The 24,638-nt window shown below is 60.3% G+C and carries 24 protein-coding genes and 3 pseudogenes; 14 read left to right on the plus strand and 13 right to left on the minus strand.

Annotated elements, in window-relative coordinates:
* Positions 1–139: 139 nt before the first annotated feature.
* Entirely contained in the window at positions 140–1,897 is a 1,758-nt protein-coding gene (ilvD, locus tag NMP98_RS01140) for a dihydroxy-acid dehydratase (protein WP_254859636.1), read from the minus strand.
* Positions 1,898–2,088: 191 nt separating this feature from the next.
* On the opposite strand from ilvD, the gene NMP98_RS01145 reads away from it, so the two are divergent.
* From NMP98_RS01145 to NMP98_RS01155, 3 genes are read left to right on the plus strand one after another with little or no spacing between them, the layout of a single operon-like run.
* Positions 2,089–2,229, plus strand: coding sequence for a rubrerythrin-like domain-containing protein (locus tag NMP98_RS01145; protein ID WP_254859638.1), 141 nt, complete (start codon positions 2,089–2,091; stop codon positions 2,227–2,229).
* 54 nt (positions 2,230–2,283) lie between these two features.
* On the plus strand, positions 2,284–3,255 hold the full coding sequence (locus tag NMP98_RS01150) for a beta-ribofuranosylaminobenzene 5'-phosphate synthase family protein (RefSeq protein ID WP_254859641.1): 972 nt from the start codon (positions 2,284–2,286) through the stop codon (positions 3,253–3,255).
* A gap of 33 nt (positions 3,256–3,288) precedes the next feature.
* Positions 3,289–4,125 carry an RAD55 family ATPase gene (locus NMP98_RS01155; RefSeq protein ID WP_254859643.1) on the plus strand — a complete coding sequence of 279 codons (837 nt, stop codon included), beginning with the start codon at positions 3,289–3,291 and terminating at the stop codon, positions 4,123–4,125.
* Between the two features lie 42 nt (positions 4,126–4,167).
* Here the strand turns inward: NMP98_RS01155 and NMP98_RS01160 are convergent.
* Together NMP98_RS01160 and NMP98_RS01165 are read right to left on the minus strand one after the other, a co-directional pair.
* Positions 4,168–4,803: pseudogene (locus NMP98_RS01160) on the minus strand (IS6 family transposase).
* A gap of 508 nt (positions 4,804–5,311) precedes the next feature.
* Entirely contained in the window at positions 5,312–6,457 is a 1,146-nt protein-coding gene (locus NMP98_RS01165) for a Fic family protein (RefSeq protein ID WP_254859644.1), read from the minus strand.
* Between the two features lie 341 nt (positions 6,458–6,798).
* Here NMP98_RS01165 and NMP98_RS01170 point away from each other — a divergent pair, with 341 nt between their 5' ends.
* A complete protein-coding gene (locus NMP98_RS01170; protein WP_254859645.1) occupies positions 6,799–7,050 on the plus strand; it encodes a helix-turn-helix domain-containing protein in 252 nt (83 codons plus the stop codon).
* 44 nt (positions 7,051–7,094) lie between these two features.
* Here the strand turns inward: NMP98_RS01170 and NMP98_RS01175 are convergent, their stop codons facing one another.
* The 7 genes from NMP98_RS01175 to NMP98_RS01205 all read right to left on the minus strand — a co-directional run bounded on the left by NMP98_RS01175 (position 7,095) and on the right by NMP98_RS01205 (position 13,183).
* Complete coding sequence (locus tag NMP98_RS01175; protein WP_254859647.1) at positions 7,095–8,276, minus strand: trans-sulfuration enzyme family protein; 1,182 nt, start codon at positions 8,274–8,276, stop codon at positions 7,095–7,097.
* 66 nt (positions 8,277–8,342) lie between these two features.
* Positions 8,343–8,720, minus strand: a complete 378-nt coding sequence (locus NMP98_RS01180) for a winged helix-turn-helix transcriptional regulator (RefSeq protein WP_254859649.1) — start codon at positions 8,718–8,720, stop codon at positions 8,343–8,345.
* A 2-nt stretch (positions 8,721–8,722) separates the two neighbouring features.
* A complete protein-coding gene (locus tag NMP98_RS01185) occupies positions 8,723–9,307 on the minus strand; it encodes an NADPH-dependent FMN reductase (protein ID WP_254859651.1) in 585 nt (194 codons plus the stop codon).
* Positions 9,308–9,373: 66 nt separating this feature from the next.
* Entirely contained in the window at positions 9,374–10,312 is a 939-nt protein-coding gene (locus tag NMP98_RS01190; protein WP_254859652.1) for a winged helix-turn-helix domain-containing protein, read from the minus strand.
* Between the two features lie 41 nt (positions 10,313–10,353).
* A complete protein-coding gene (locus NMP98_RS01195) occupies positions 10,354–11,547 on the minus strand; it encodes an MFS transporter (RefSeq protein ID WP_254859654.1) in 1,194 nt (397 codons plus the stop codon).
* A gap of 6 nt (positions 11,548–11,553) precedes the next feature.
* Positions 11,554–11,970 (minus strand): DoxX family protein, encoded by a 417-nt coding sequence (locus NMP98_RS01200; RefSeq protein WP_254859656.1) that lies wholly within the window; start codon positions 11,968–11,970, stop codon positions 11,554–11,556.
* Positions 11,971–12,235: 265 nt separating this feature from the next.
* On the minus strand, positions 12,236–13,183 hold the full coding sequence (locus NMP98_RS01205) for a glutathione S-transferase family protein (RefSeq protein ID WP_254859657.1): 948 nt from the start codon (positions 13,181–13,183) through the stop codon (positions 12,236–12,238).
* A 279-nt stretch (positions 13,184–13,462) separates the two neighbouring features.
* Between NMP98_RS01205 and NMP98_RS01210 the strand changes: the two genes are divergently transcribed.
* Positions 13,463–14,308, plus strand: coding sequence for a DsbA family oxidoreductase (locus tag NMP98_RS01210; RefSeq protein WP_254859658.1), 846 nt, complete (start codon positions 13,463–13,465; stop codon positions 14,306–14,308).
* Positions 14,308–15,435: a citrate synthase/methylcitrate synthase gene (locus tag NMP98_RS01215; protein ID WP_254859659.1), complete on the plus strand. Its 1,128-nt coding sequence runs from the start codon at positions 14,308–14,310 to the stop codon at positions 15,433–15,435. Before NMP98_RS01210 ends, NMP98_RS01215 begins: the two co-directional genes overlap by 1 nt.
* 94 nt (positions 15,436–15,529) lie before the next feature.
* On the opposite strand, the gene NMP98_RS01220 is transcribed toward NMP98_RS01215, so the two are convergent.
* Together NMP98_RS01220 and NMP98_RS01225 are read right to left on the minus strand one after the other, a co-directional pair.
* On the minus strand, positions 15,530–15,844 hold the full coding sequence (locus NMP98_RS01220; protein WP_254859661.1) for an AzlD family protein: 315 nt from the start codon (positions 15,842–15,844) through the stop codon (positions 15,530–15,532).
* On the minus strand, positions 15,837–16,571 hold the full coding sequence (locus NMP98_RS01225) for an AzlC family ABC transporter permease (protein WP_156707463.1): 735 nt from the start codon (positions 16,569–16,571) through the stop codon (positions 15,837–15,839). Before NMP98_RS01225 ends, NMP98_RS01220 begins: the two co-directional genes overlap by 8 nt.
* Positions 16,572–16,972: 401 nt before the next feature.
* Between NMP98_RS01225 and NMP98_RS01230 the strand changes: the two genes are divergently transcribed.
* Positions 16,973–17,689 (plus strand): helix-turn-helix domain-containing protein, encoded by a 717-nt coding sequence (locus NMP98_RS01230; protein WP_254859663.1) that lies wholly within the window; start codon positions 16,973–16,975, stop codon positions 17,687–17,689.
* A 51-nt stretch (positions 17,690–17,740) separates the two neighbouring features.
* Here the strand turns inward: NMP98_RS01230 and NMP98_RS01235 are convergent, their stop codons facing one another.
* The gene (locus tag NMP98_RS01235; RefSeq protein ID WP_254859664.1) at positions 17,741–18,964 is read right to left on the minus strand and encodes an MFS transporter; all 1,224 of its coding nucleotides are present in this window, start codon (positions 18,962–18,964) and stop codon (positions 17,741–17,743) included.
* A gap of 599 nt (positions 18,965–19,563) precedes the next feature.
* Between NMP98_RS01235 and NMP98_RS01240 the strand changes: the two are divergent.
* The 7 genes and pseudogenes from NMP98_RS01240 to NMP98_RS19505 all read left to right on the plus strand — a co-directional run.
* Positions 19,564–19,764: pseudogene (locus tag NMP98_RS01240) on the plus strand (UPF0175 family protein); the annotation flags it as partial.
* Positions 19,761–20,264 (plus strand): PIN domain-containing protein, encoded by a 504-nt coding sequence (locus NMP98_RS01245; protein ID WP_254859665.1) that lies wholly within the window; start codon positions 19,761–19,763, stop codon positions 20,262–20,264. The pseudogene NMP98_RS01240 and the gene NMP98_RS01245, both read left to right, overlap by 4 nt.
* A 104-nt stretch (positions 20,265–20,368) precedes the next feature.
* The gene (locus tag NMP98_RS01250) at positions 20,369–21,502 is read left to right on the plus strand and encodes an extracellular solute-binding protein (protein WP_254859667.1); all 1,134 of its coding nucleotides are present in this window, start codon (positions 20,369–20,371) and stop codon (positions 21,500–21,502) included.
* Positions 21,503–21,555: 53 nt separating this feature from the next.
* Positions 21,556–22,443, plus strand: a complete 888-nt coding sequence (locus tag NMP98_RS01255) for an ABC transporter permease (protein ID WP_367997278.1) — start codon at positions 21,556–21,558, stop codon at positions 22,441–22,443.
* A gap of 71 nt (positions 22,444–22,514) precedes the next feature.
* On the plus strand, positions 22,515–23,306 hold the full coding sequence (locus NMP98_RS01260; RefSeq protein ID WP_411911620.1) for an ABC transporter permease: 792 nt from the start codon (positions 22,515–22,517) through the stop codon (positions 23,304–23,306).
* Positions 23,307–23,309: 3 nt separating this feature from the next.
* A complete protein-coding gene (locus NMP98_RS01265; RefSeq protein ID WP_254859672.1) occupies positions 23,310–24,050 on the plus strand; it encodes an ABC transporter ATP-binding protein in 741 nt (246 codons plus the stop codon).
* A gap of 39 nt (positions 24,051–24,089) precedes the next feature.
* A pseudogene (locus NMP98_RS19505) lies at positions 24,090–24,535 on the plus strand (toxin-antitoxin system TumE family protein).
* Positions 24,536–24,638 lie beyond the last annotated feature (103 nt).

Below are 24,638 nucleotides of genomic sequence, written 5' to 3' on the forward strand. Positions count from 1 at the left end.
GCGCTGTGCGCGCCGGCAAAAACTTCGATGAAAAATAGTGGCTCGTTCCCTACGGTCACTCGCCGCTACCGGCGGCTGTGCCGCCGGAGAACCGCGCTCGCTTCGCTCGCGCGGATGCTATCTAAAAGAGCCTCAGCGCTTAGTCGTCGCGCTTCACGCCGGGGTTCGTCACCGCGCCGTTGGCGGCAGAGCCGAAGGCCATACCGTACTTCGCCAACACGCCCGTCGGATACGAGGGGTCGGGCTGTTCCCAGTCCTCGAGGCGCGCTTCGAGTTCCTCGTCGGTGAGGTCGACCTCGATGCTCCGTTCGGGAATGTCGATGGTGACGTGGTCGCCGTCCTCGAGGGCCCCGATGGGACCGCCGACGAACGCCTCGGGGGCCGCGTGGCCTATCATCGGTCCGCGGGTCGCCCCCGAGAAGCGGCCGTCGGTGAGCATCGCCACGTCGTCCTCGTGGCCGGCGCCGACGACAGCGGCGGTCACGCCGAGCATCTCCCGCATCCCGGGGCCACCCTGCGGGCCCTCGTTGCGGATGATGATGACGTCGCCAGATTCGATGCGGTCCTCCTGGACGTACTTCATCGCCGCCTCCTCGTCTTCGAAGACGCGTGCCGGCCCCTCGTGGAAGAAGGCGTCGTCGCCGGTCACCTTCAGCACCGCGCCGTCGGGTGCGAGGTTGCCGGTGAGAATCTTGATGGCCCCCTCCTCGTGGATGGGGTCGTCGACGGTGTAGAGGAAGTCGGCCTCGATGTCCTCGTCGTCGGGAAGGTGGCCGGTCTCTTCGAGCAATTCGAGTTCCTCCTCGATGGTGCGGCCGGTGACGGTCATCGCGTCGCCGTGGATGTAGCCGCCCTCAAGCAGCCGCCGGATGACGACCGGCACGCCGCCGATTTCGTGGAGGTCGTTCATCACACGCGTCCCGCCGGGCTGGAGGTTGGCGATTTTCGGCGTGCGCTTGGATATCTCGTTGAACTCCGTGATGTCGAGGTCGATGCCGGCCTCGGCGGCCAACGCGAGGACATGGAGGACGCCGTTGGTCGACCCACCCAGTGCGACTTGGACGGCGATGGCGTTCTCGAAGGACTCCTTCGTGAGGATGTCGGAGGGCTTGCGGTCCTCTTGGACGCACTCGAGGACGAGTTCGCCGGCGCGTTCGGCGACCTCGTAGCGCTCGTCGCTCTCGGCTGGCGGGGAGGCCGACCCGAGCGGCGCCATCCCGAGCGCCTCGCTGATGGAAGCCATCGTGTTGGCGGTGAACATCCCGCCACAGGACCCGGCGCCGGGACAGGCGTGGTGTTCCATCTCTTCGAGTTCCTCTTCGCTCATGTCGCCGGAGGCGACGGCGCCGACGCCCTCGAAGACGTTCTGAATCGTGATTTCTCGCCCGTCGTGTTCACCGGGCATGATGGACCCGCCGTAGAGGAACACGGAGGGGAGGTCCGTTCGAATGGAGGCCATCATCATTCCGGGGAGGTTCTTGTCACAGCCCGCGACAGTGACGAGGGCGTCCATGCGCTCGCCGAAGGCGACCAACTCGACGGAGTCGGCGATGACCTCCCGTGAGATGAGGCTGGCTTTCATCCCCTCGGTCCCCATCGAGATGGCGTCGGAGATGGTGATGGTGCCGAACTCGATGGGCATGCCGTCGGCTCCGTCGACGCCGTCGATGGCCGACTGGGCCACGTCATCGAGGTGGACGTTACACGGCGTGATGTCGGCGGCGGGGTTGGCGACGCCGACCATCGGCGAGGCGAGGTCTTCGTCGTCGTACCCCATCGCGCGGAACATCGCACGGTGTGGGGCGCGTTCGGGGCCCTCGGTGACCTCACGGCTGCGGAGATGCTCCGGTTTCTCCTCGTCGCCGGCCTCCCGCTCCGGCGGTTCCTGTTGGCTCATGTGTAGTCCCTTGCCGTCGACCGACTTAACGACCAGCAATCGACTCACTTCTTGCTGGATATCTTCGGAAAACGTTTGTAATCTTCTATGGTGTCAAAGTAGTACAGATGACCATGTTGGTGTAGGAGTATCTGGACTTTACTAGCAATATTAGGGTGGGAGTTAACCAATGCGCCAACGAACATGGTCGTATGCGACCGAATATATTCGGTGGAGGCACGGAACTGTACGAGTGTTTCGACTGTGGCCGCCGAACCGAGACCGCCGAAACGCCTTCCTGTTCGTCCTGTGGTGGCGAATTGCGGAACCTCACCCGGTCGCGGGACCTCTGAGACAGCGCTGCCGCTGTCGAAACCCACAACTCACCGACCGGCGAAGAGCCGTCAATGCGCGCCCGTGTCGAGGCCGGTGCCCGACTCCACATCGGTTTCGGGAACCTCTCGCTGGCCCACGAACGGCTCTACGGCGGCGTCGGCGTCGCCCTCGAGGAGCCACGGGTGGTCATCGAAGCCGAACGGGCCCCGGCGGTCGTCTGTGACGATGCGGTCGTTACGGAGTACGCCGAGGCGGTCTGTGACGTGCTCGACGTGCCGGGCGCCGAATTGACGGTCGAGGAAACGCTCCCGCGACACGTCGGATTGGGTAGCGGAACGCAACTCACCTTGGCGACGCTTGCGGCGGTCGCGACTGCCTATGACCGCGACCCGAAAATCCGAACGCGTGCGCCGGCGCTCGAACGCGGTGGCCGAAGCGGCGTCGGGGTCGCGGCCTTCGAAGCCGGCGGGTTCATCGTCGATGCCGGTCATCCGACCGAGCGGTTTACGACCGCCCCGCCGGCCCCCGGCGAGTGGGAGGTTCCGGCGATCGTCGCACGCCACGGCCTCCCCGACGACTGGCGATTCGTCCTCGTGTTGCCCGACGCAGACCCCGGACGCAGCGGCGACACCGAAGACGAGAGCATGCGCGCCGTAGTCGAGAACGCCGACCCGGCGGTTGCCGACGAACTCGCCTCGCTGCTCGTTCGCCGACTCCTGCCGGCGGCGGTGGAGGGCCGACTGGCGGCCTTCGGCGACGCGGTCGGTGCTTTCGGCCGACTCAACGGCGCGTGGTACGCCGACGAACAGGGGGGCGTCTACCGGCCGCCGGCAGGCCGCCTCATCGACGAGTTGGCCGAGACGCCCGCGCTCCGCGGCGTCGGGCAGTCCTCGTGGGGGCCAGCGGTGTACGGCGTAACCGACGCCGACTCGGCGGTGACGGCACGACGGGCCGCCGAAACCGCACTCACGGAGACGGGCGTCGACGGCAACGTGCGCGTTGTCGAACCGCGAAACGCCGGTGCGCGCGTCGTAACTGACTAAACGCTTTAAGCCCAGGGGACCGAACGGCTGTGCATGGACCGCATCCCGTTCGGGATTCGACGCTTGGACACGACCATCGGGGGTGGTGCGCCGCCCGGCAGCGTCGTGCTGCTGTCGGGGGAAGCCGGCGCCGGCGCCCGGGAGTTCATGTACACCGCGGCCATCATGAACGGCCTCGCGAAGGGCGACCCCGAGCTGTTCGACCTCTACTACGGCGGCATCGACGACCGCGCCTCCGCACCGGAGGAAGTCCACTACATCTCCTTTACCTCCGAGAAACGGCAGGTAAACCGCGAGATGACGCTCGCGATGGATGACGAAGTCGTCGAGGCGGGCATCGACAACATGTCGTTTCACGACCTCTCGCCGGAGTATTTCCGTCTCAGCCCCGTCCCCCGGGAGTGGTACGCCGAGAAGACGGCGAGCATCTCCGATTTGGGGCACACACAGGACAGAAAAACCGTCACGGAGGCCCTCGGGGACCGACTCACGAGTCACGCTGCCGGCAACGTCGTCGTCATCGACTCAATCGCCGACCTCATCGGCTCCCGAACCGACAGCCTGCCGTGGAGCGACGTGCCAGTCCTTTTGAAGGGGCTCTCGCGGGCGGCCTACGAGTGGGGCGGTCTCATCCTCGTCCACATCAACCAGGAGACGCTCGGGGCTGAGAAACACGGCCAACTCGTCGACGCCGCCGACGGGACGCTTCTGTTCGAGTGGGAAAGCGGCGGGAGCGCCCGCGCACGAACGATGGTCGTAAAGCAGTTCCGTGGGGTACTCTCGCGCATCGAAGACGAGAACATCGTCCGATTCGAGACGGAAATCGGCGACGCAGGCTTCGACATCAGCGACGTTCGGAAAATCCGATAAGCCGGGGATTCCGTCCTGTTCACGTCGCGAGACCGGTAGTGTTCAGATAAGCTGATTCCATGCGAAGGCGAAGGTTTGAAGCCAATTGTCGGCGGTGTCTGCTTCGGCGTTGCTGAAACAGTTTGAGAAGCTGGTAGCTCGCTGTTTTACCTCACGAAAGACACGTTCGACACTATTCCGATTTCCATGTTTTTCGTATCTGAAATCGAGGCCGTGTCGATGGCAGGCGTCTTTCAGCGGTGCGGCGCTATCGATGAGGAAGACGGGGTCATCGACATCATGTTTCTCGCGGAGTTCGGTGAAGGATGCGTGGGCGAGAACGTTTGTTCTGGCTGGTTCAAGCTTTGTATGAAGCAATTCGTTTGTATTAGGATCGACAGCGGCGTACAGCCAGTAGCGTTCGTCATTGAGCTGAATCACGGTCTCGTCAACTGCGACGTGATTCGGATGCCGACCAGATTCGGGCTGTAAATCTGCTTTGTGAACCCAGTTGTGAACGGTGGATCGAGCTCAACTGACACCAAACATCTCAAGAATAGAAACGGTATTCGAAAGTGATAGACCAGCCAAATGGAGTTGAATACCAAGCTTCATCAGGAGTTTCGGTGTTGCCTCTCGTTCCACAAAACCTAACTCAATCTGGTCGATACTACCACTGAGGCATGTGTTTTCGGGCATGAACCACTCAGAAAACACACCGCCTCACTCTTCATCCTTATCTGAACACCACGACATACATCTAGGAAAGAATAGTTATACAACCACTACCACAGCGGTATACTGTAGGTACAGCGCCTTTTGATAGGCATTTCACCGGAAACGTGGTGTGTGTCGGAGTCGATTCTTAGGATATCCCGAGCTATCATCTTGACCCAGCGGGCCTCTTGACTCGATACACCGGAAACCCGGTGTCCTTTCGTAGGGGCTTCGGGTACGACAATGATTTCTCGCCATACCCGTGTCTGCTCTTCTTCGTGGAAATACTCACTAATACGATACGATTCGATCACTATTCACCCCGCCAGACAATTCGAACGAACGCCACATTCATTAACCAACAAAATTGCTCACTGCGTCTGTTATGTTGGTTAAACAGCACCAACAAAGGAATCATAATTCAATCTAATCTCAACTCTCATTCTCCGACAGAGCAGGCAGAACGTCTCAGGACTGCCACCGAGGTAGTTTACTCGAGAATATTGAACACATCAACGGCTTTGTACTCTTTTCCGCGTTCTTTCCCGGTTACTTCCTCGATGAGGCCATCCGATTCGAGATCGTCGACGACCTTGTAGGCAGTCCGACGAGAGACATCGAGATACCCCACGAGATTCGGTGCGGTAAAATACGGATACTGGAGTAACTGGCGTGCAAACTGATCCGTTTTCGTGTTGCCCGGATACTCCTTCTCGTAGCGCTCCTGGAGTTCACGGAGCTGGTGGGTTCGGTCGTACGATGTTTCCGCTTGACTTCGGAGCCCTTCGAGGAAAAATTGGAACCATTCGTTCCACGCACCCTCGTCACTGACCGCCCGCATTCGTTCAACGTATTCGACTTTGTGCCGGTTGAAGTATGCGCTCGGGTAGATGTACGGACTCTCGAGATACCCTTGGCTCGTCAAATAGAGAATAATGAGGAGGCGGCCAAGTCGACCGTTCCCGTCCGAGAACGGATGGACTGTCTCGAAAAAGTAGTGGATAATTGCAGCATCCACGAGTGGATGATACTGTCCGCCCATCTGGACGTATCCCTCAAGAGACTGCATCAGTGCGTCGAGCGCTTCCGGCGGTGGGGGAACGAACGGGCGTTCTCCTGACTGGGGACTTGTTAGATGAACCATGTGGTCCCGGAAGTCCCCGACAACGTCTCCGTCGTTTCGGACGTCTTCAAGCAGCATCGAGTGAAGGCGTTTGATGAGCGAGAGCGTTATTTCATCTCCACTCTTGACTTTCTCGAGCCCGTGGGTAAGCGCGTTCTCGTAATTGAGTGCCTCTTTCAGGTCTTTTTCGACTGTCGGGTCTGTTTCACCCGTGGGATTCTGGGTGTGATACGCCTCAACGTCTTGGTATACAACATCTGCCCCTTCGATACGTGCGGATTCGACAGCCTCAATCCGAATAAGTGAGGTATAGAGTACTGTTGAGAAGTCAACAGTTGAACTGATACCGTCGACACGACCGATCTGATGTGCGGCATCAGCTACGAGAGCGTGTGTCTGATCGGTGATTTCAAGCTTTGGCTCTACAGGGAGCGTTTCAGGCGAATAGTATGGATTTGGGTGGTAGGAGACGTATGTCCCTGGCGCGCGATCGGGAAGCTCTTTCGGGGACATCTCGGTAGTAACACAATCTATCTCTGTTGGTATAGGTGTTTTTATAGCCAGTATACGAACTGACTGTTTCCTATTCTGTTGTTCTAATCAAGGACGGAGTGGTATACGTGCAATCTTCAGTACGCGCCTTCATGAGAACCGTCATTAACCAACAATACTTCTCCAAACGACCCTTGTGTTGGTTAATATTGCTTGGTATTCGCGAACGCCGTCAACTCCGATACCCGTGAGGACATCTGACGGTCCCACCGATTCAATGTCACAACGATGGGAGCAGTACGTTCACGCTCATCGGGACGGAAGCGGCGATACAGAACGCGGTCGACGGCGTTCCTGATGGAGTGGATGTTACGATTGACGCGGTCGGCGCCGGGCCTGTCGCACAGAACGCCGTCGCGGACAACCTCTCGCCGAAGCAGCGCGAAGCCGTCCAAGCCGCACTCCGAGTCGGATACTACGACATCCCTCGGGAGGCGTCGTCACAGGACGTCGCCCAAGCGCTGGATTGTGCGACGGCGACGGCTTCCGAGCACCTCCGGAAAGCCGAATCCCGTATCCTATCGATGCTGTTCGCCGAGACGGATGCCCGATAGTAGAAGCCGACTTTGTTTCCGTGAGTCTTCGATACGCTGTGTGTCTATACGTTCTCCAGATCCCGATCTATGTCCTCGATGAGGTCGGAGGTGTCTTCGATGCCAACCGACATCCGAACCAGCGACTCCGAAATCCCGGCTTCTCGTCGTTCCTCCGGTGAAATGAACGACGCCGACATCGTCCACGGATGGTCGACGAGCGACTCGACACCACCGAGGCTGACGGCAATCGTAAACACGTCCAGTTCTTCGAGAACGGCCCTCGTCTCCGCTTCGGTCGCGTCCAACTCGAAGGAGACGATGCCACCGAACCCGTCCATCTGCCGTCTCGCCAGTTCGTGTTGGGGATGTGATTCGAGTCCGGGATAGTTGACTCGAGAGACCGAGGGGTGTTCGAGGAGATGCTCGGCAATCGCTCGGGCGTTCGTTTCGTGTTTGCCCATTCGAAGCGGGAACGTCTTCGTCCCGCGAAGCACCAGATAGGAGTCGAACGGGGCCAGAAGGTTCCCGAGCGTGTACGCCTGTAGTTCCGAGATGCGATTGGCGAGTGCGGGGTCGCTCGTCGCCACCGCACCGCCGGTGGAGTCGCTGTGACCGTTCAGGTACTTCGTAGTGCTGTGAACGACGAGGTCGGCGCCCTGCTCCAACGGCCGCTGGAAATACGGCGTCGCAAAGGTGTTATCGACGCCGAGTGGAATCCCGTGGTCGTCGGCTATCGACGCTACTGCGTCTAGGTCACAGAGTTTCAACAGCGGGTTCGTCGGCGTCTCCATCCACAGTAGCGTCGTCTCGGGACGTATCGCGGTCTCGACGTTCGTCGTATCCGTCGCATCCACGTATTCGATGTCCACGCCGAGTTTTCCCCGGAGGAACTCCTTGAAGAGGAGCCGCGTCCCGCCGTAGACGCCATCGAAGGCGACGATGTGGTCACCGGGGTCACAGAGCGCAAGGCCCGCCGTCGCGATGGCAGCAGTACCCGAACTGAAGGCTATCGCCTCACTCGCTCCCGTCAGGTCGGCCAACCGCGTTTCGAGCGCCTCCCGAGTCGGATTTCCGAACCGCGAGTACTTGTAGCCGTGCGCTGACTCTCCCGGCGCATCCATCTCGTGGTGGGTGGCCAGGTGAATGGGCGAGACGACATCGCCGGAGACAGAACTGAGTTCGTCGGTGTTCTCACCACTGTGGACCGCATCAGTCGCGAGGTCAGTTCCGGTGTCGTCGCTCATGAGGGCAAGCAGTCTCGGCCCGTGAATGAATCCCTCGGCTCGCCGACCCGGCCATCGTCTCCCGACTCAATCACGTCTCGGAACATCGCCCTCCGGGGGTTCTTCCCCCCAGTCCGCTTCCCATTCGGCCAGTTCGCCTAGCGCGTCGAGGAGTCCCTCGCCTTTCGAAGTGAGTCGATAGTAGACGGCGACCGGCGCCGCTTCTTCCATTCGGCGGGTGACGACGTCGTTCTCGACCAGTTCGTCGAGGGCGTCCGAGAGGGTCTTCGAGCGGGCGTTCGTCGCTTCCTTGAGTTCGTTGAACCGCTGTTCGCCGTCGGCGAGTGCGTAGATGACGTTCAGGCGCCACGGCGTTCCGACCTTGTCGATGGCTTGGATAACGGGACACGCAGAGGAGTTGTGCGCTTCGATTTCGTGTTGTCGTGTTTCAGTTTCGGCAGACATGATTAATCAGCCGTAGGAACGGCACAGGCCGAGGGGGCGTCCGGGTACGATTCGACGTTCGCGTAGTCGACGAGCTGGCCTCCGAGCGCGTCGATACGTTCGAGTAAACCCTCGTCGGTCAACTCGCCGTCCTCGAAGGCGCTGTGGGAGTCCGGAATCGCGACTTGCGTGGGGAGCACCCAGGCGTCCAGTTCGCGGGCGACCGACCGAAGATGCTCCAGGGCAGGTGTCGGGAACCCACCGCCGGAGACGGCCAACAGCCCGACCGTCGTTTCTTCGAATTCGTCGAACCCACAGTAGTCCAACGCGGTTTTCAGCGGCGAGGAGTACGACCCGTGGTACATCGGCGTCCCCAGCAACACCGCGTCGGCACGCCGGATGCGGCGACGAAGCGAGTCGGCATCGCCGGCATCCGTTCGGTCCGGGTCAAAGAGGGGAAGGTCGAGGTTCGAGAGGTCGACGAAGTCCGTCTCGGCACCGCGAACTTCGGCAGCCGTCAGTGCTCGCTGTAGCGCGCGATGGGTGTAACTCCCGTCCCGCTGACTTCCACATACTGCGACTACATGTTTGGAATCGGTTACTTCCATGTGTGGTCAAAACCCACGTTAGGATAGTAAGTAAAAGCTCGGTGAGATGAATTACAGTAAATATTCTTATGTGTTTAATTCGCGCTCGACAGAAACGTTGAACGACTCGTCGACGACACAAACCAGCTGCTCGTCCCCGTCCTGTATCGTGACCTCGATGGCCATCGAGTCTGCCATTCGAAGACCGATCGCATCGGCGTCGACGACGAAGCCGAGGTCCCACAGGGGTGTCCGTCGAATGTCGATTCCCGCCTCGTGGAGTCGTCCCGTAATCGAGGGGCGCGACAGGAGCACGACCCCGACCGGGATGAAACTGTAGAAACTGCACCGTTCGCAGTCGACCGAGACGACCGCTGGGTGGTCGCGAGCGAAGTACTCGTCGTAGCGGTCCAGTTCTTCGAGGACGCCGATACAGATTCCGTGGTCGTCGACGTTGCTGGCGAACTCGCGGTCGATTCGACCGGCACAGAACGGACAGACCCCATCGAGCGCACACGACCAGATAAGTCGCGTCCGTCGGTCGAAGGCGTTCACGATCTCCTCGGGGTCTCTGTCAGCCGTTCCACCGGGGTCGAACGGCCACTCCAGAGCGCGGTTCCCGCAGTCCGGACAGTGGACACGGCCGATGAAGTCGGTGCCGTATTCGAAGGTCAACGAGGCAGTACAGTCACGGCAGTCGGCGTCGAGTTCGACGGGGTTGACGGCGGCCTGTTCGTGGAAGACGCCGCTTTGAATCGCGTCGAGAACGCGGTGTCCGGGATACTGGAGTTCGTAGCCGTCGTCCGTCTGGGCGACGAAGTGGCCCTGAAGCTCCGAAAGGTGATACGTGAATTTCCCGGAGTCACGTTCGCCGACTGCCGAGCGAAGCTCGGAGAACGACAGTGAGAACCCGGGCGCGTCCCACAGCGCGAGCAGAATCTCCAGCCGGAGGTCGTGGCTCAGCGTCATGAACGCCGACTCGGCGTCGGCGACCCCACCGCTCGTTTCGGCGGATTCGTTGGCCATAGCTACCAACGCGTCCGATTCCGCTTAAAAATTGGTTCCATTTATCTAGCGACAAAGAGGACTCCTGCTACGACTGCGGCACCGAGTCCCGCACCGAGGAGTGTACGCTGGTAGCCGATTTTACCGCTCAGTAGGGTGAACGCGATGGGTCCCACGGCTTGGCTGATGCCGATTGTCGTCGTCTGGAGACTCATCACGCCCCCGCGGACGTGAGTCGGGGCGAGGGAACTGATTCCGCCGAACAACGTCGGTGTGACGAGTCCACTGCCGACGCCGAAGACGAGAAGTCCTCCGACGAGGGCCGTTTGACTGTCGGTGAGGCCGACGATGAGAAACCCGACTGCATACAACAGGAACCCGACAGCGAGGTGTTTCGCCGTCGACAGCCGGGTGGTCACCCGCCAGTTCTGCGTCGAAACGACCGCCGTCACCAACAGGACGGCGCTCGTGACCAGTCCCACCGTCGTCGCGGTAACCCCGAACCTCCCGGTGAGATAGAACGGAAGCGCCGTGTACAGTCCTCCAAACAGGAGGCTAAACGACAGGAACATCACTCCATACAGCGCGAAAGCACGCTGCGCCGGAATCGTCTGCAACGCTTCCCTGAGGTATCCCCTGTCGCTTGAACCCGATTCGGTCCTCCGTTCGTCCAGTGTCCACAGGACAAGACCCGCGACTGGGAGTGTAAGCGCGTACATGAGGAACGGCGCGTTCCACACGCGGGTCGCGAGGTATCCGCCAATGACGGGGTAGGCGGCAGTCCCGAGCGAGAGCATCGCGGATGTCACGCCCATAACGGCGTCGTGTTGGCGGCCGGTGTATCGGTCACCGACGACGGTCATCGCAAGAGCGGAGAGAACGCTCCCGGCGGCGAATCCCTGGACGACACGCAGACCGAGCGCCACCGAGAAGTCGTCGGTGAACCAGACAGCGAACCCGGCGAGGCCGAACACCACGAGACAGCCGGAGAGGACGTATCGCCGGCCGACGCGGTCGGCAAGCGCTCCGATAACCGGCGCCAGTACGATACCAGGGAGCGCATACAGCGTGATGAGCAGGCCAGCACGGGACTCCGAGACGCCGAATACGGATTGGACCTCGGGAAGAACTGGACTAATCATCGGGACGTCCATCGGCGTCATCAGCGTGGCTGCAAGAATCGCGAGTAACGCCGGCGACCGCCACGGAACGCCGACTGCACTCTCCGAGGCACTCGAGTTTTCAGTCGCCGGCATGGGGTATCAGAGCCCGATGCCGACTGCCAGCGGCCACGTCCCGACGGAAACCGACAGGAACAGGAGAGCGGCACCGATTAGGCCGGCGTTCTTGAGGAAGTGAATCTGTTCGTTCTGTCGGTCCTGGCCGTCCATCGTCCAGAAGTCGTGCATGATGACCGTAATCGGGACGAGAAAGCCCACGATTGCGAGGACACCGAGGGTCGGGTAGACGCCGAAGAGCACCGAAAGCGCCCCAACGACTAACCCGAGACTCCCCAACGGCACGGTAACCGACGCCAGCGGTGCCCCCTTGCTCTTGGCGTAGCCGACCGATGATTCGAGGTCGAGCAGGTTTCCGACAGCGAGGTATCCGACTACGAGCGCGAATAGCGCTCGACCGAGCAGGAAGGCGACATCTGAGACGGCTGCTGGAAGCGCCATCAGTTCTCACCTCGCTGGAACCCGCGAATGAGTTGGCTTCTGTTCGATAGCGTCGTTCCGACGATTACGTATCGGATGTCGTTCGGTGACTTCATCGCACTTGGAGAAAAGGAGGTCAAGTAAAAATATTTCAGGCAAGTTACACTATACTTGGTTTATTCCGGTATACCTGAATTCGAATTGCGGTGATTTACCGACTAATAGGCTGTAGAAGCCCTGGTTAACAGAACTGGTCGTCCTCTGTACAGATTAGAAGATTTGATGATTAACCGATGTTCCCTCGGTCGTGTGGCTTCTCCCAGCCGATTTCGGGACCGACAGGGACGAACCCAGTCGGGTTGATGTCATCGTGGCTGCGGTAGTAGTGAGCCTTGACGTGTTCCGTATTGCACGTCTCTGCGACGTCCGGCGTCTGATAGATATCCCGAGCGTAGTCGAAGAGATGCTCGAAGTCACGGAGCCGCCGGACGTTACACTTGAAATGCGTGTGGTACACCGAATCGAACCGATAGAGGGTCGGAAAGAAGAACACGTCGGCAAGTGTCAGTTCCTCCCCCAAGAGGTAGCGACGCTGACCGAGAGTGTCGTCCCACTGTTCGAGTGCTTCGAACAGGTCCCGGACGGCCGCCTCGTATTCGGGTTGTGTGTCGGCGAATCCGGCTCTGTACACTCCGAGATTGATGTCACGGTGAATCGAGTCGATGATGCTATCGATTTCGTCGCGTTTACTCTCGGGGTAGAGTTTCCGTTCTCGAGTGGCGTGGGTTTCGAATGCTTCGTCGAGCATCCGAGCGATGTCCGCCGACTCGTTGTTGACGATTGTTTCCGTCTCGGTATCGTAGAGGACGGGAACCGTGACTCGACCCGTGTAGGATGGGTCCGTCCGGGTGTACACCTCTCGGAGATACTCGGCGCCGTGTATCGAGTCGGGCGTACACGCGCGTTTCGAGGGGGTGAACTCCCATCCTTCGTCCCGGCGAACGGGGTCAACGATGTCGAGAGAAACCACGCCTTCGAGTCCCCTGAGGCGGCGCACTAGCGCGGTTCGGTGCGCCCACGGACAGGCCCGAGAGATGTATAGGTGATACCGATTCGGTTCGGCAGGGAAGGCGGGAGCGTGGGCTCCAGACGACTGAATCCACGCATCGAACCCTTGGCCGTCACGCTCTCGTTCGGTTTCCGTCACCCACTCCCCGTCGACGAGTCGGCCCATTCTCACATCCCTCCGAAAAGTACGATACAGTTGCTGTCGGTTCTCCGACCCGGTTGGAAGGCTTCTTCGAACATCCTCAACCGACTGTTTCAGCTACTCCGACTAAGCATTCAGACACGGTCAACGGAACCAGGTATGACGAACGAAACCGGGGTGTGACTCCAGTACCCTAGCCCCCGTAGGGCCGAAATCAACTACGGCATCGGGTCCATCGCGGTATACCTGATTTAGTGTAAGTTGCCTGAGATATATCGGTGACGGACGGGTAGTTACGAGTGTATGACGGCAGAATCAGACGAACGGCCGACGATAACGCAGTTTACGGACCCGATGTGTACGTGGTGTTGGGGGTCCGAACCGGTCATCAGGCACCTTCGGGTTGCCTACGGGAACCAGATACGAATCGAGTACGTGATGGGTGGGCTCATCGAGGACTTCGACGATTTCTACGATGCAGCCAACGACATCTCCGAACCGAGCGAAGTCGGCCCACACTGGCTTGAGGCCTCGGAAGCACACGGAATGCCGGTCGATACGGCTATCTTCGATGAAGACCCCGCCCAGTCGACGTATCCCGCCAGTGTGGCCTACGTCGCCGCACGCCAGCAGGACGAAACACTGGCGAGCCGATACCTGCGACGGCTTCGTGAGGCCTACGCCACTCAGGTCCGGAACGTCAACCGCCGTGAGGAACAGGTCGAGATTGCGGCGTCGGTTGGACTCGATGTGGACGAGTTCACTGCGGCCCTAGACGACGGAACCGCTCGGGCGGAATTCGAGGCGGACCTCTCTCGGACCCGAGCAACCGGGGTTCGGGCGTTTCCGACCTACGAGATAGACGGGCCCGAGGGAACACGGCTGGCCGGCGGCTTCCAGTCCTTCGAGGAGTTGGCGGCTGCGTTGACGGCCGTCGCTCCATCACTGGAGCAACACTCTCCCCCGACAGTAGAGCGATTCGTCGCTGACTACGGTCCCGTTGCGACTCGGGAGGTCGCCGAAGTGTACGAACTCGGAGACGGTAAGACACGGCAGACGCTACGGGCCCTCGCTGACGACGGCGTCGTGCGCTGTGAGTCCCGTGGAAACGGCCTGTTTTGGCATTCGACCACTGGAGGTGATAGCTGATGGATGGCCTCCACCCCGGGCTCGAAGACATCTCGGTCGCCGAAACACGGCTCAGTTCCATCGACGGCGAGGCAGGCGAACTCCTCATCGGCGGCGTTCCGGTCGAGGAACTGGCAGCTAATGCGACCTACGAGGAAACCGTCTTCCTACTGTTGAACGACCGGCTGCCGACTGTCGAGGAACTGAAGGCGTTCCGGTCGGCGTTGGCGAGTCATCGTGCCATCGGCGAGGAGACACGAGCAGTCCTTCGACGAGCGGCCAACGAAGAGAAGCCGCCGATGGACGCCCTCAGGATGGGTCTCTCGACGGCCTCGCTCGGCGTTGAGGACGAAACTACCCAAACCGCAGTCCGGAGAGTCATCGCCGTCGTCCCGACCATCGTTTCGACGTACTGGCGATACCGGGAGGATAACGACCCGATTGCGCCCCGAAGCGACCTTCGACACGCTGAGAACTATCTGTACATGATGACCGGGGACGAGCCAACCCAGGCGGCGGTTCGTGGGCTCGAAACGTATCTCAACACGGTTGTCGACCACGGACTGAACGCCTCGACGTTCACCGCCCGAGTGGTGGTTTCGGCGGAATCCGACGTGGTGTCAGCGGCGACTGCGGCCGTCGGGACGCTGAAGGGACCGCTCCACGGCGGTGCTCCCGGCCCGGTCTTGGAGATGCTCGAAGAAGTGTTCGAAACGGGCGGTCCCGAAGCGTACGTGCGGGCGAAACTCGACGCCGGAGAGCGATTGATGGGGTTCGGACACCGAGTGTATCGGGTTCGGGACCCACGTGCCGAGGTGCTTTCGACAGCCGCCGAGCAGTTCTACGACGCGGGTGGTGACGCCGAGTTCTTCGCTGCGACGAAGACCTTCGAGGACGTGGCTACTGACCTGTTGGCCGAACACAAGCCGCAACGGCGACTGGAGACGAACGTCGAGTTCTATACTGCCGTGCTCCTTGCCGGTGTCGGCGTCCCGAAGGAGCTTTTCACGACGACGTTCGCCGTGGCGCGGGTCGGGGGATGGATGGCCCACGCGCTCGAACAGTTGGACGACAACAAACTCGTTCGGCCTCGGAGTCGCTACACGGGCCGGTCGGATCGACGGTGGAAACCGATTGACGACCGATAGTTCGGCTCGCGGTTGACGCCCGCACCGACAGCCTCCCTGTTTTCCTCCCCTGCGTGTTCCGACTGTTCGGCGATCTTCGAGCTCGAAAAACAGCTCAGAGTACCACGACGGCCCTGCGGAGCACGAGGACGGTGAAGATACCGGTGCCGATGGACAACAGGATACTGTCCGTGCGGCGAACGACGACGAGAACAACCGCTGCAGCAGCCCATTCTGGTGGACCTCCTTGGAGGAGTTCCGGGGCGAGAATCGCGATGATGATACCTCCGGGTAACGCTTCCAGCCCGGATTTCGCGCGGTCGGATAGCTCTACCTGCTCCAAGACCCAGAGTCCCCCTGCCTTCGTCACGTAGGTGAGGACGGCCATCCCGAGGATAATCGAGACGGGAACAACCGAGGCTTCAATCATACCGCATCACCTTGATGAGACTCGCTGTGAGTCCGCCAATCAAAATGTACCACCGTCCGGGGAGCCACATGAACCCCAGTATCGCCGTTCCCGCCGCGAAGCTCCACGAAAGAGCGGTTTCGGTTCCTTCCCAAAACCCGACCACGAGCGTCAGAAACACGGCCGTCAGAACGAAATCCAGGCCGTACACTGATGGGTCGTCGATGACCCCTCCAGCCGTCGACCCCACAATCGTCGCCACGACCCAGAACGACCAGATAGCGAGGCCGCTTCCGAGGAGGAAGGCACCCTGCTGATTGCCATCACGCAGCTCCTTAATCGTGAGTGCCCAGTTCTCGTCGGCCGTGAAGAAGATACTCCCGTAGGCCTGCAGCGGCGTGAGTTTGCTGAACCACGGCCGCAACGCCGCACCCATCAGGACGTACCGGAGGTTCACGATGAACGTCGTCAGGAGTATCGCCACCGCGGGCACCGGTGAACTCCACAGTTCGACGGCGATTAGCTGTGCCGCACCGGCGAGTACGGTCGCACTCATCAGGGTCGCTTCGAACGGTGTGAGTCCCGCTTGCCGGGCCAACACGCCGAATAAGATTCCATAGCCTGCGACCCCGAGCGCTATGGGGACACACTGTAGGTAGCCCTGATACAGCCCCGTAAGCGAGAAGGTCAGCTCTGGCGATGAGTGGTCATCGTCCTCTCGTCCGGTCTTGTTACCGTACTCCGTCATTGTTGAGCAGTAATTCAGAGTAGCAGTGATGGGTCGACTCTATCAGAGAATTCGGTCATCGGCACCAAGCCTCCAGTTCCGTCGTCCAGCAGCCCTCTCGGCTCAGCCAGTCCCCACGGAATGCTGTCCGTCGGCGAGCGCTGAACGTTCGCTGACACAATCGACCGGCTAAACCCTGCGCCGTTCGCTCGGTGCGAATCCATTGCAACTCTAACGTCTCTCTGTCCATGGATATATTTCAGGTATACTACCATACCCCTGGTGTAGTTCGCTATATCTGGTTCGACAGCGACCGTCTTACCGAAGCGGGGGTTCGTTGCTGTCCTCTCCGGTTGGGCCGGACCGGCGACCGTTTGCTGACCGACAACTCGATTATTCTGTAGCGAAAACGGCTCACGATAATGACCGACCCAGCTGGCACGGACGGCGCCGTCCACATCTCTCTGGATTTGTGGTATCCGGACTGTTGGGAAATCGAAACGACGGAGCGGTTCGACGTGGGTATGCTCGGGTACGGCATCTACACGACGGGGGAGCGAGTCAGCACGCTGTTCACGCTGCATGCCGACACGCAGGCGGCTATCGACTCGGCTATCGACTACATCGCGGAGTATCCGTACGTCCACGCCGTCTCAGAGATGAACCCGACATACCGACACGCGACCACCCCTGTACCGGGCAATGCCATGCGGGACCTGCTCGTCGACCACGACGGTCGGAAGCAGATTACCAACGCGTTGATGTCACGAGGGTTCGTCTGCGCCGGGCCAATCGACATCAGGGACGGCCGAGAATTTTGGTCGCTTGCCACGAACCACGACCGCGAAACAGTCCAGTCGAAACTCGATGAAGTGCGTGACGAGCGGGATGCGGAAATCAACGTCCGCAAAATCACGAACTCAACCTGGCAGTCGGGAGCCAACGCACTGCCGACCGAGCGGCTGACCCAGCGGCAACTCGAGGTGTTTCGCCTCGCTCGGGACGAGGGGTACTACAACTATCCGAAGGACGCTTCGGCGAGGGAAATCGCTGAGGAACTCGAAATTTCGACCTCGACACTCCACGAACACCTGCACAAGGCAGAGGCGATACTGCTCGGACAGAACGACGAACGGTGACCGCTCACCGCCGGCAAGCGAAACGCGATAACGGTCACCGACGAGACATGGCTACGATTCGGGGGCGAACCAGGCAAGGACGAGGCCTATCACGGCGATTCCGGCCGCATAGGCGAACGCGCTGGTGTACGTATCCGTCGCGTCGATTAATACGCCCGCGACCAGCGGCGCGGTGAATGCTCCGGAGATACCTGCGGTTCCGAGCAACGAGAGGGCGGTCCCCGACACGTTCAGGTCCACCGACTCCTGTACGTAGGTGTACACGACCCCGAAGGTGAGTTGGATGACGAACCCGGAGACGACCAGTAAGAGCGCAATCAGCCGAACGCTCGACGTGCGAGCGATGAGGAGTACAACGGGGAGGGCCACCAAGAACGAAACCTTGATGACTGGTAGCCGGCGCCGCCCGAGCACCCGGTCTGAGAGGTAGCCACCGCCCGCACGCGAAACGACGCCCACTGCTGGAAACAGCGAGGCTAGCAGGCCGCTGAGGCCCAGCGAGATGCTGAAGTTCTGCGACAAGTACGTCGGCATCCAGCTGTTCATAAACAGGTACAGGGAGTAGGCCGCGAAGGCCAGAACACAGCCGAATCGCACGGGTCGTGATTGGAGCACCTGTGAGAAGTTCTGAATCGCGGTTTCGGAGGTTTCCCGGGGCTGTCGCTGAACGAACCGGAGCGATACCCCGAACACTACCAGTGCAGCCACGGCACACAGCGCTACGATGAGGAAGGTGGCCGCCCAAGCGTGCGACCGAGCGACGATCGGTGTCACGACTTGGGCGAGAGCGAACCCGGCGGGCGCACTCGTCGTGAACAGTCCGAGCGCCGTTCCCCGAGTGTCGTGGGTAAACACCTGCCCGACGACGTTTGCCGATGCGGTCCAGATGACTCCGATACCGGCACCGGCGATGACGCGTGCCACGAGGAGCAGCCAAAACAGACCGTTCGCTCCGGCCCACCAGCTGAGTATCGATGCGCCAGCGACGGTGAGGGTGGCGGCAACCGTCGCCCTCACGTCGCCGTACCTGTCGATACCGGCGCCCAGAAGGAAGTTCGTCACCGCCCATGCTCCAGGCGTCGCACTAACAATCCAGACTGCAGTTGAGGAGGAGACGCTGAACTCCGACGTGATAATCGGCAGCACGCTCGCTGGGACGATGATGTATCCCTGAGTGACCACCGAAAGCAGCCAAGCCCCGATGAGACACCCGATTGCGCTCCGCTGGTCGGTGAAACTGGCAGTCGAGACCGAGGGACCAGTTTGGGTTGCCATTACCCGAAGACCCCTCGATTTGATGGTGAGTACACACCCGGATATGGCAGGTCCTATCCAGAAATTGGAGATTCACGATCAAGGCTTGCTTCGAGGATAATCGGTTCTGTGACTTACCTACGCCCCATATTCAGCACGATTCCCGAAATTCCCCTCTATAATTACTTGCGTGGGGATTCTGGCCTGCCTGAACCTGCCATAGTCGCGTTCATCTATCATCAATCGGCGGTGAGTGCCGGTATTTGATCCTCGAATAGTCTTTCGAGTGCCGTCCAGAGGATTTCCGTTGGAACCGTCTTGCTGAACCGCGCCCGCTCGTGGCCGTCGTCTTCGCGCTGTGGAATTTCGTATTGGAAATGCAGTGGGCCAAGCTCTGAGTAGTCGTCGTCTCGGTGCCACCCACAATTGAATCCCGTTCCGGGTCGGCGTAGTGAATCCGATAGAACGCTGTCTCATCGGCAACCGCCATTCGAATCCAGCGTCGGTGTCTCAGGCCCGGTCGGCGGAACGACACGGTCGGGGTCGATTCCCGCCTGCAGGTACCGTTTGATCCGGATCATGGACATCGGCAGTAGAGGTGGCAGGCCTCGAGCCTGCACAGAGGCAGAATGTATCTCGGTGATGCTGCGAGACTCGCTGATGTCGATCGCTGGACGATGCGGGATATTCTCCGTGAGCACGGTGTAGAACTCCGGCTCGGGCTCGTGGATGAGGAGGATGCGGCCTACGAAGCGGAGGCGGCGACGGAACTCGAATTCGATGATGAGTCTGCTGATAACGAGACATCGGACTCGCAATGACGACTACCGATATTCCAGTGGAGCCAAGCGTTCTCAATACGACCGTTCTCTCGAACTTTGCATACATTGACCAGTTGTGGGTAGTGGCCGGACTCTCGGGAATCTGTACGGTGCCGGTCGTTCGCGAAGAACTCCACACTGGTGTTGAGGATCATCTCTACCTCCAGTCAGCGCTGGACGTACTCGATGCGGAGATTCCAGTCGCGACAGTTTCGGACACTGTTGCAAACCGTGAAGCAGTCGTCAGTGACCATCTTGATCCCGGAGAAGCACAGGCATTTGCGCTTGCCGATGCACACGACGGTCGGTTACTGACAGACGACGGCGACGCAAGGGCATTCGCGAAAGAACAGGGCGTGACCGTTGTCGGTTCGGTCGGCGTCCTCCTGACCGCCATTGATGCTGGGCGGATTAGCGAGGAAACTGCGGATTATTGGCTCTCAACGTGGATTGATTCGTCAATCTACTGTGCTTCGTGCTGGGGAGGAAGCCGAGCGTAGTAATTTTGGCAACAATACACACACTAACGGTGAAATAACCTTCTGGTGTCCAAGGTAGACCTCATAGCAACCACTTTTGAATTCCATTCAGAGCCGCCAAATGTATGGGAACCAGTCGAAGGTCCTACATCGGCGCATCGGCCGCAGCCCTCTTCGGTGGCCTCGCTGGCTGCATATCAAACAGCGATGACGGATCGAACGGCTCGGGTGACTCCGAGACCTACACAGTTGGGTACGGTGACTTCGAGACGGAGATTAGTGCCTCTGCGTTCCCCGACATGCTCTATTTTTACTGTGTACAGTCTGGATGGATGAACTGGCCGACAGTCATGGAGAACTTCGAGTCGGCGTACGGCCCAGCAGTCCACGACGACGACCGATCCTCCGGTGAAGCGCTCCAGCATATGCGCTCGCACTCGGAAAACATGACCCACTCCGGCTACAACGGCGGGTACACCTACGGGATCGTCGCCAAGAACGACGGCTTCACACAGGCCTACAAACCCAAGGGGTGGGACAAAGTCCCCGACTCGCTCAAAACCGACGACGGCCACGTCACTGCCACCCGACGGGTCACAACAGCTGTCACCTATCGGCAGGACATCTACGAGGAGCGTGGTCTCGACGCACCCGAAACGTGGGAGGACCTCCTCCAGCCCGAGATCATGCAAGACCTCGCGCTCCAGACCCCGCAAGCTGCGGTGGGTCTTGCCGCGGCACTCTCGGTCAACAACGCGCGTGGCGGCTCAATGGACGATCTGCAGCCAGTCATCGACTACTACAAGGAGATACAGGAAGGCGGCGCGGAGTTCACAGACAACTTCCTCGCGCAGTTCTCCAGCGGTGAATACTCGACGTTTATCCGGTATGACTACTCGGGACTCGATCTCAAGTACAACAACGACGAGATCGCCGAGGAGAACGTGGGTGTTGCGCTGCTGGGCGGCGAAAACGGGAATCAGGGGGCATTGAATATGCCCTACGGCTACGCCCTGCTGGAAGACGCCCCCAACCCGGAGGCGGGCAAACTGTTCATGGACTACGTCCTCTCCCTTGAGGGCCAACAGCACTTCCTCGACGCCTATGTCCGCCCGATTCGGTCCTCGGAGATGGATCTTCCCGACGAATTCATCGACAGCTCCGAGTACGAGCGAACGGAGTTCCAAGTCGATTACAATCAACTAGTCGAGGAGCAGGATTCCATCATCCAGGAGATTACCCGCGGTGCGAGCATCTGATGGCGACACCTGGCGATCATCCGACCGATACCGAATCGCAGTTCCGGGCCACGATGGACGGGGTTGCTGCCCTAATCAAGTCGGTTGTCGACCCGACGACGGAGCGTGACCGGGAGCGTCGGCGGATTGCCGTACTGTGTGCGCCCTTCGCCGCGTTGCTCACCATCGCAGGCGTGTATCCGTTAGTGGAGGTCGTCCGTATCAGCGTCTCCACAGAGCCATACCAGTCCGTCGGATTCTCGCTTCAGGCATACGAGACGCTCGTGTCTGACCCCTACTATCGGGGTGTCGCGTTCAATTCGCTGTGGCTGGCTGGCGGGACCACGCTCGCGTCGGTCGGTCTGGCGGTCCCTATCGCCCACGCCCTCGAGAAGTACGAGCTGCCCGGTGAGGATCTCCTCGTCACGCTAGTCTCATTCCCAATCAGTCTGCCGGGCATCGTCGCGGCGTTCATGATTCTCGTGCTGCTCGGAAACAACGGACTGGTGACGAACGTCGTCGCAATGCTCACCGGCGGGAGCGCGATTGATATGGCCATCGCGGTCAGCGCGCCGGGGCTGTTCGTCGCGTTCTGTTACTCAATGATTCCACGGGCAACGCTCATCCTTCGTGGGACCTACGCTGAGGTTGATCACGCCGCCGAGGAGGCGGCGAAGTCGCTTGGTGCAACTCCATGGCAAACGTTTCGACACGTCACCCTCCCTCAGATTAGACCCGGAATCACTGGTGCGCTCATCCTCACCTTCCGGACGGGGCTCGCCATCTTCGGGACGTTAATCGTCATCCAGGCGGTCGTGGTCTGGACGCTCCAGATCTCTCGGGAACTAGGGCCCGGTTACAACATTCAGATTGCCGGCGCGATGGCGACTGTGTACTTCCTGTTCACCTTCGCGTTCACGGCGCTTGGGCTCCGGTACACAGACGCGGAGGTGGGGCTGTGAACGCTGCACCATCGCGACGATTCGGCCGCGGGTTGGTGACGGCGACACTGCTATTGGTCGTCGGCTTCCTGATGGTCCCCGTTCTTCTCACGTTCGTCGGCTCGTTCGCTGGCGAGTGGAGTGGTGTCTTTCCCTCTGAGTTCGTCACGCTGCAGAACTGGCGAGAGGTTCTCGGACTGGCGGAGACAATCGGTTCTCAGCGCAGCATGGGCTGGGACGCGCTCTTTTCAGTCGGTGGCTACACGTTCGCCGTTCCATCGGAACTGTTCTTCAGCGTGGGGCTGGCCTTGGGCGGAGTGTTCATCAACCTCATCGTCGGCGTACCGATTGCCTACGCCGTTGCGCGCTATGACTTCCGGGGTGATGAGTGGCTGAACGCGGTCTCGGTCCTTCCTTTGGTCCCGGGGGTTATCCTTGGAGTGGCGTTTCTCCGGGCTTACCCCGTCCTCTCGGGGACGAGTTTCGGGCTCATCGTCGGCTACTCGCTGCTGAAGGCCCCGTTCATGGTGATGGCCGTCCGGAGCGAGTTCGAGTCGATGCCGCTTCGACGGCTAGAGGAGTCGGCGCGCTCGCTCGGTGCGTCTTGGCCTCGGACGTTCCTTACCGTCATCGTCCCGAATGCCCGTTCAGGAATCGTCTCCGGGGCGATTATCTGCTGGACGCTCGCAGCAGCAGAGTTCAATTTCTCTTACATCGTCTGGGCGAAAGGCACTCAGCCCCTCGCGCTGTTCCTCCAGCGCCATATCTCGAATAGTTCGTTCACTAAGGCCGCCGCCGCGGTGTCGATGTTCTTCTGTATCATCGTCGCCATCACAGTCCTGCTCCAGCAGGTCGGTTCGCGCGGCTTCGACACCAGAGGCTAACCAATGGCACGTCTCACACTCGATTCGGTTCAGAAACGATACGGAGAAACGACCGCTGTCGACGGCGTCTCGTTCACCGTCGACGATGGCGAGATTCTCGGCGTCCTCGGCCCCTCGGGCTGTGGGAAAACGACCACCCTGCGAACCGTGGCGGGCTTCGAGACGCCGAACAATGGAACAGTGTCGTTCGACGACCGGGACGTGACACACGTCCCGCCGGAGAACCGCAACGTCGGGCTTGTGTTCCAGGAGTACGCCCTATTTGACAATATGACCGTTCGCGAGAACGTCGCGTTCGGACTGAAGATGCGCGGTGTCGGAACGTCCGAGCGCCGGGAACGCGCCGCAGACCTCCTCGACATGCTCGATATCGGTGAGATGGCAGGGCGGCCCCCGACGACGCTCTCGGGCGGCCAACAGCAGCGTGTCGGCCTCGCCCGTGCACTCGCTATCGAACCGAGTGTCCTTCTGCTGGACGAGCCGATGACGGGGCTGGATGCGAAACTGAAAGCCCGGCTCCGCGACGAAGTTGGCGAACTCCTCTCGGAACTCGACGTCACTGGTCTCTACGTCACCCACAATCAGGAGGAGGCGATGCTGATGTGTGATCGTATCGCGGTTATGAACGATGGACGTCTCGAACAGGTTGGGACGCCTCGGGAAGTGTACGAGTCGCCGGCGACGGAGTTCGTCTCCGAGTTCGTCGCACTGGACGCCCCCGAACTTCCCTTTGTCCAATGGTAGACTCGACGGCATGTCGACCGTGTCGGTAAGTTCGGACCCATCTATCTCCCGGCACCCCAGCGGATTCGTGACCTCTGGCTTGATCTTGAACCGCTCGTCGACACACTGCGTACGGCGATGTCGTCGCCCCCACGGAACTGCAGATCAGTGACGGGCTCGGCGACGCCGAGAGCGCTCGGCTCGATATCCAATGGAGCGAACTGGGGATGTATTCGTTCCATTACGTCGATAGCGAAAGCGTTAGTTGGCGCTTCGATTGTCACCCGAATACACACTCTCCTGAGATTCATTTCAACCCCCCACCCGATGCAGCCATGACGGCCGCCGAACCGTCCTGTATCGACGTGACCGAAGTCTCACTTGTGACGCGTGCTGTCCATGCGATGTGGCGAGCGGCATACGAGAATGAGGATCTGGACCGACTGAGTGACCTCCTCCTCGCCGTAACCGGCGAGGCCTCCCACGGCACCGCACCGCTGGGTTGAGATACTTGCTGGTTGACGATTCGTCGGCATGACGAGTCGATGGTGGGGCCACACCGCCGTTACTCCTATCCCGGCATGGGATTCGGAGTTATCTTGACCGAGA

Source organism: Natronomonas gomsonensis, from assembly GCF_024300825.1.
Classification (GTDB): domain Archaea; phylum Halobacteriota; class Halobacteria; order Halobacteriales; family Haloarculaceae; genus Natronomonas; species Natronomonas gomsonensis.

Excerpts from the sequence above, each read along its gene's own strand:
- NMP98_RS01215 (WP_254859659.1), top strand. The coding sequence starts at position 14,308 with ATGGATGGCCTCCACCCCGGGCTCGAAGACATCTCGGTCGCCGAAACA.
- NMP98_RS01175 (WP_254859647.1), bottom strand. The coding sequence starts at position 8,276 with ATGAGCGACGACACCGGAACTGACCTCGCGACTGATGCGGTCCACAGT.
- NMP98_RS01205 (WP_254859657.1), bottom strand. The coding sequence starts at position 13,183 with ATGGGCCGACTCGTCGACGGGGAGTGGGTGACGGAAACCGAACGAGAG.
- NMP98_RS01165 (WP_254859644.1), bottom strand. The coding sequence starts at position 6,457 with ATGTCCCCGAAAGAGCTTCCCGATCGCGCGCCAGGGACATACGTCTCC.
- NMP98_RS01190 (WP_254859652.1), bottom strand. The coding sequence starts at position 10,312 with ATGGCCAACGAATCCGCCGAAACGAGCGGTGGGGTCGCCGACGCCGAG.
- NMP98_RS01145 (WP_254859638.1), top strand. The coding sequence starts at position 2,089 with ATGCGACCGAATATATTCGGTGGAGGCACGGAACTGTACGAGTGTTTC.
- NMP98_RS01255 (WP_367997278.1), top strand. The coding sequence starts at position 21,556 with ATGGACGGGGTTGCTGCCCTAATCAAGTCGGTTGTCGACCCGACGACG.
- NMP98_RS01155 (WP_254859643.1), top strand. The coding sequence starts at position 3,289 with ATGGACCGCATCCCGTTCGGGATTCGACGCTTGGACACGACCATCGGG.
- NMP98_RS01220 (WP_254859661.1), bottom strand. The coding sequence starts at position 15,844 with ATGATTGAAGCCTCGGTTGTTCCCGTCTCGATTATCCTCGGGATGGCC.
- NMP98_RS01230 (WP_254859663.1), top strand. The coding sequence starts at position 16,973 with ATGACCGACCCAGCTGGCACGGACGGCGCCGTCCACATCTCTCTGGAT.
- NMP98_RS01260 (WP_411911620.1), top strand. The coding sequence starts at position 22,515 with ATGGTCCCCGTTCTTCTCACGTTCGTCGGCTCGTTCGCTGGCGAGTGG.
- NMP98_RS01245 (WP_254859665.1), top strand. The coding sequence starts at position 19,761 with ATGACGACTACCGATATTCCAGTGGAGCCAAGCGTTCTCAATACGACC.
- NMP98_RS01180 (WP_254859649.1), bottom strand. The coding sequence starts at position 8,720 with ATGTCTGCCGAAACTGAAACACGACAACACGAAATCGAAGCGCACAAC.
- NMP98_RS01235 (WP_254859664.1), bottom strand. The coding sequence starts at position 18,964 with ATGGCAACCCAAACTGGTCCCTCGGTCTCGACTGCCAGTTTCACCGAC.
- NMP98_RS01210 (WP_254859658.1), top strand. The coding sequence starts at position 13,463 with ATGACGGCAGAATCAGACGAACGGCCGACGATAACGCAGTTTACGGAC.
- NMP98_RS01225 (WP_156707463.1), bottom strand. The coding sequence starts at position 16,571 with ATGACGGAGTACGGTAACAAGACCGGACGAGAGGACGATGACCACTCA.
- NMP98_RS01250 (WP_254859667.1), top strand. The coding sequence starts at position 20,369 with ATGGGAACCAGTCGAAGGTCCTACATCGGCGCATCGGCCGCAGCCCTC.
- NMP98_RS01200 (WP_254859656.1), bottom strand. The coding sequence starts at position 11,970 with ATGGCGCTTCCAGCAGCCGTCTCAGATGTCGCCTTCCTGCTCGGTCGA.
- NMP98_RS01265 (WP_254859672.1), top strand. The coding sequence starts at position 23,310 with ATGGCACGTCTCACACTCGATTCGGTTCAGAAACGATACGGAGAAACG.
- ilvD (WP_254859636.1), bottom strand. The coding sequence starts at position 1,897 with ATGAGCCAACAGGAACCGCCGGAGCGGGAGGCCGGCGACGAGGAGAAA.
- NMP98_RS01195 (WP_254859654.1), bottom strand. The coding sequence starts at position 11,547 with ATGCCGGCGACTGAAAACTCGAGTGCCTCGGAGAGTGCAGTCGGCGTT.
- NMP98_RS01150 (WP_254859641.1), top strand. The coding sequence starts at position 2,284 with ATGCGCGCCCGTGTCGAGGCCGGTGCCCGACTCCACATCGGTTTCGGG.
- NMP98_RS01185 (WP_254859651.1), bottom strand. The coding sequence starts at position 9,307 with ATGGAAGTAACCGATTCCAAACATGTAGTCGCAGTATGTGGAAGTCAG.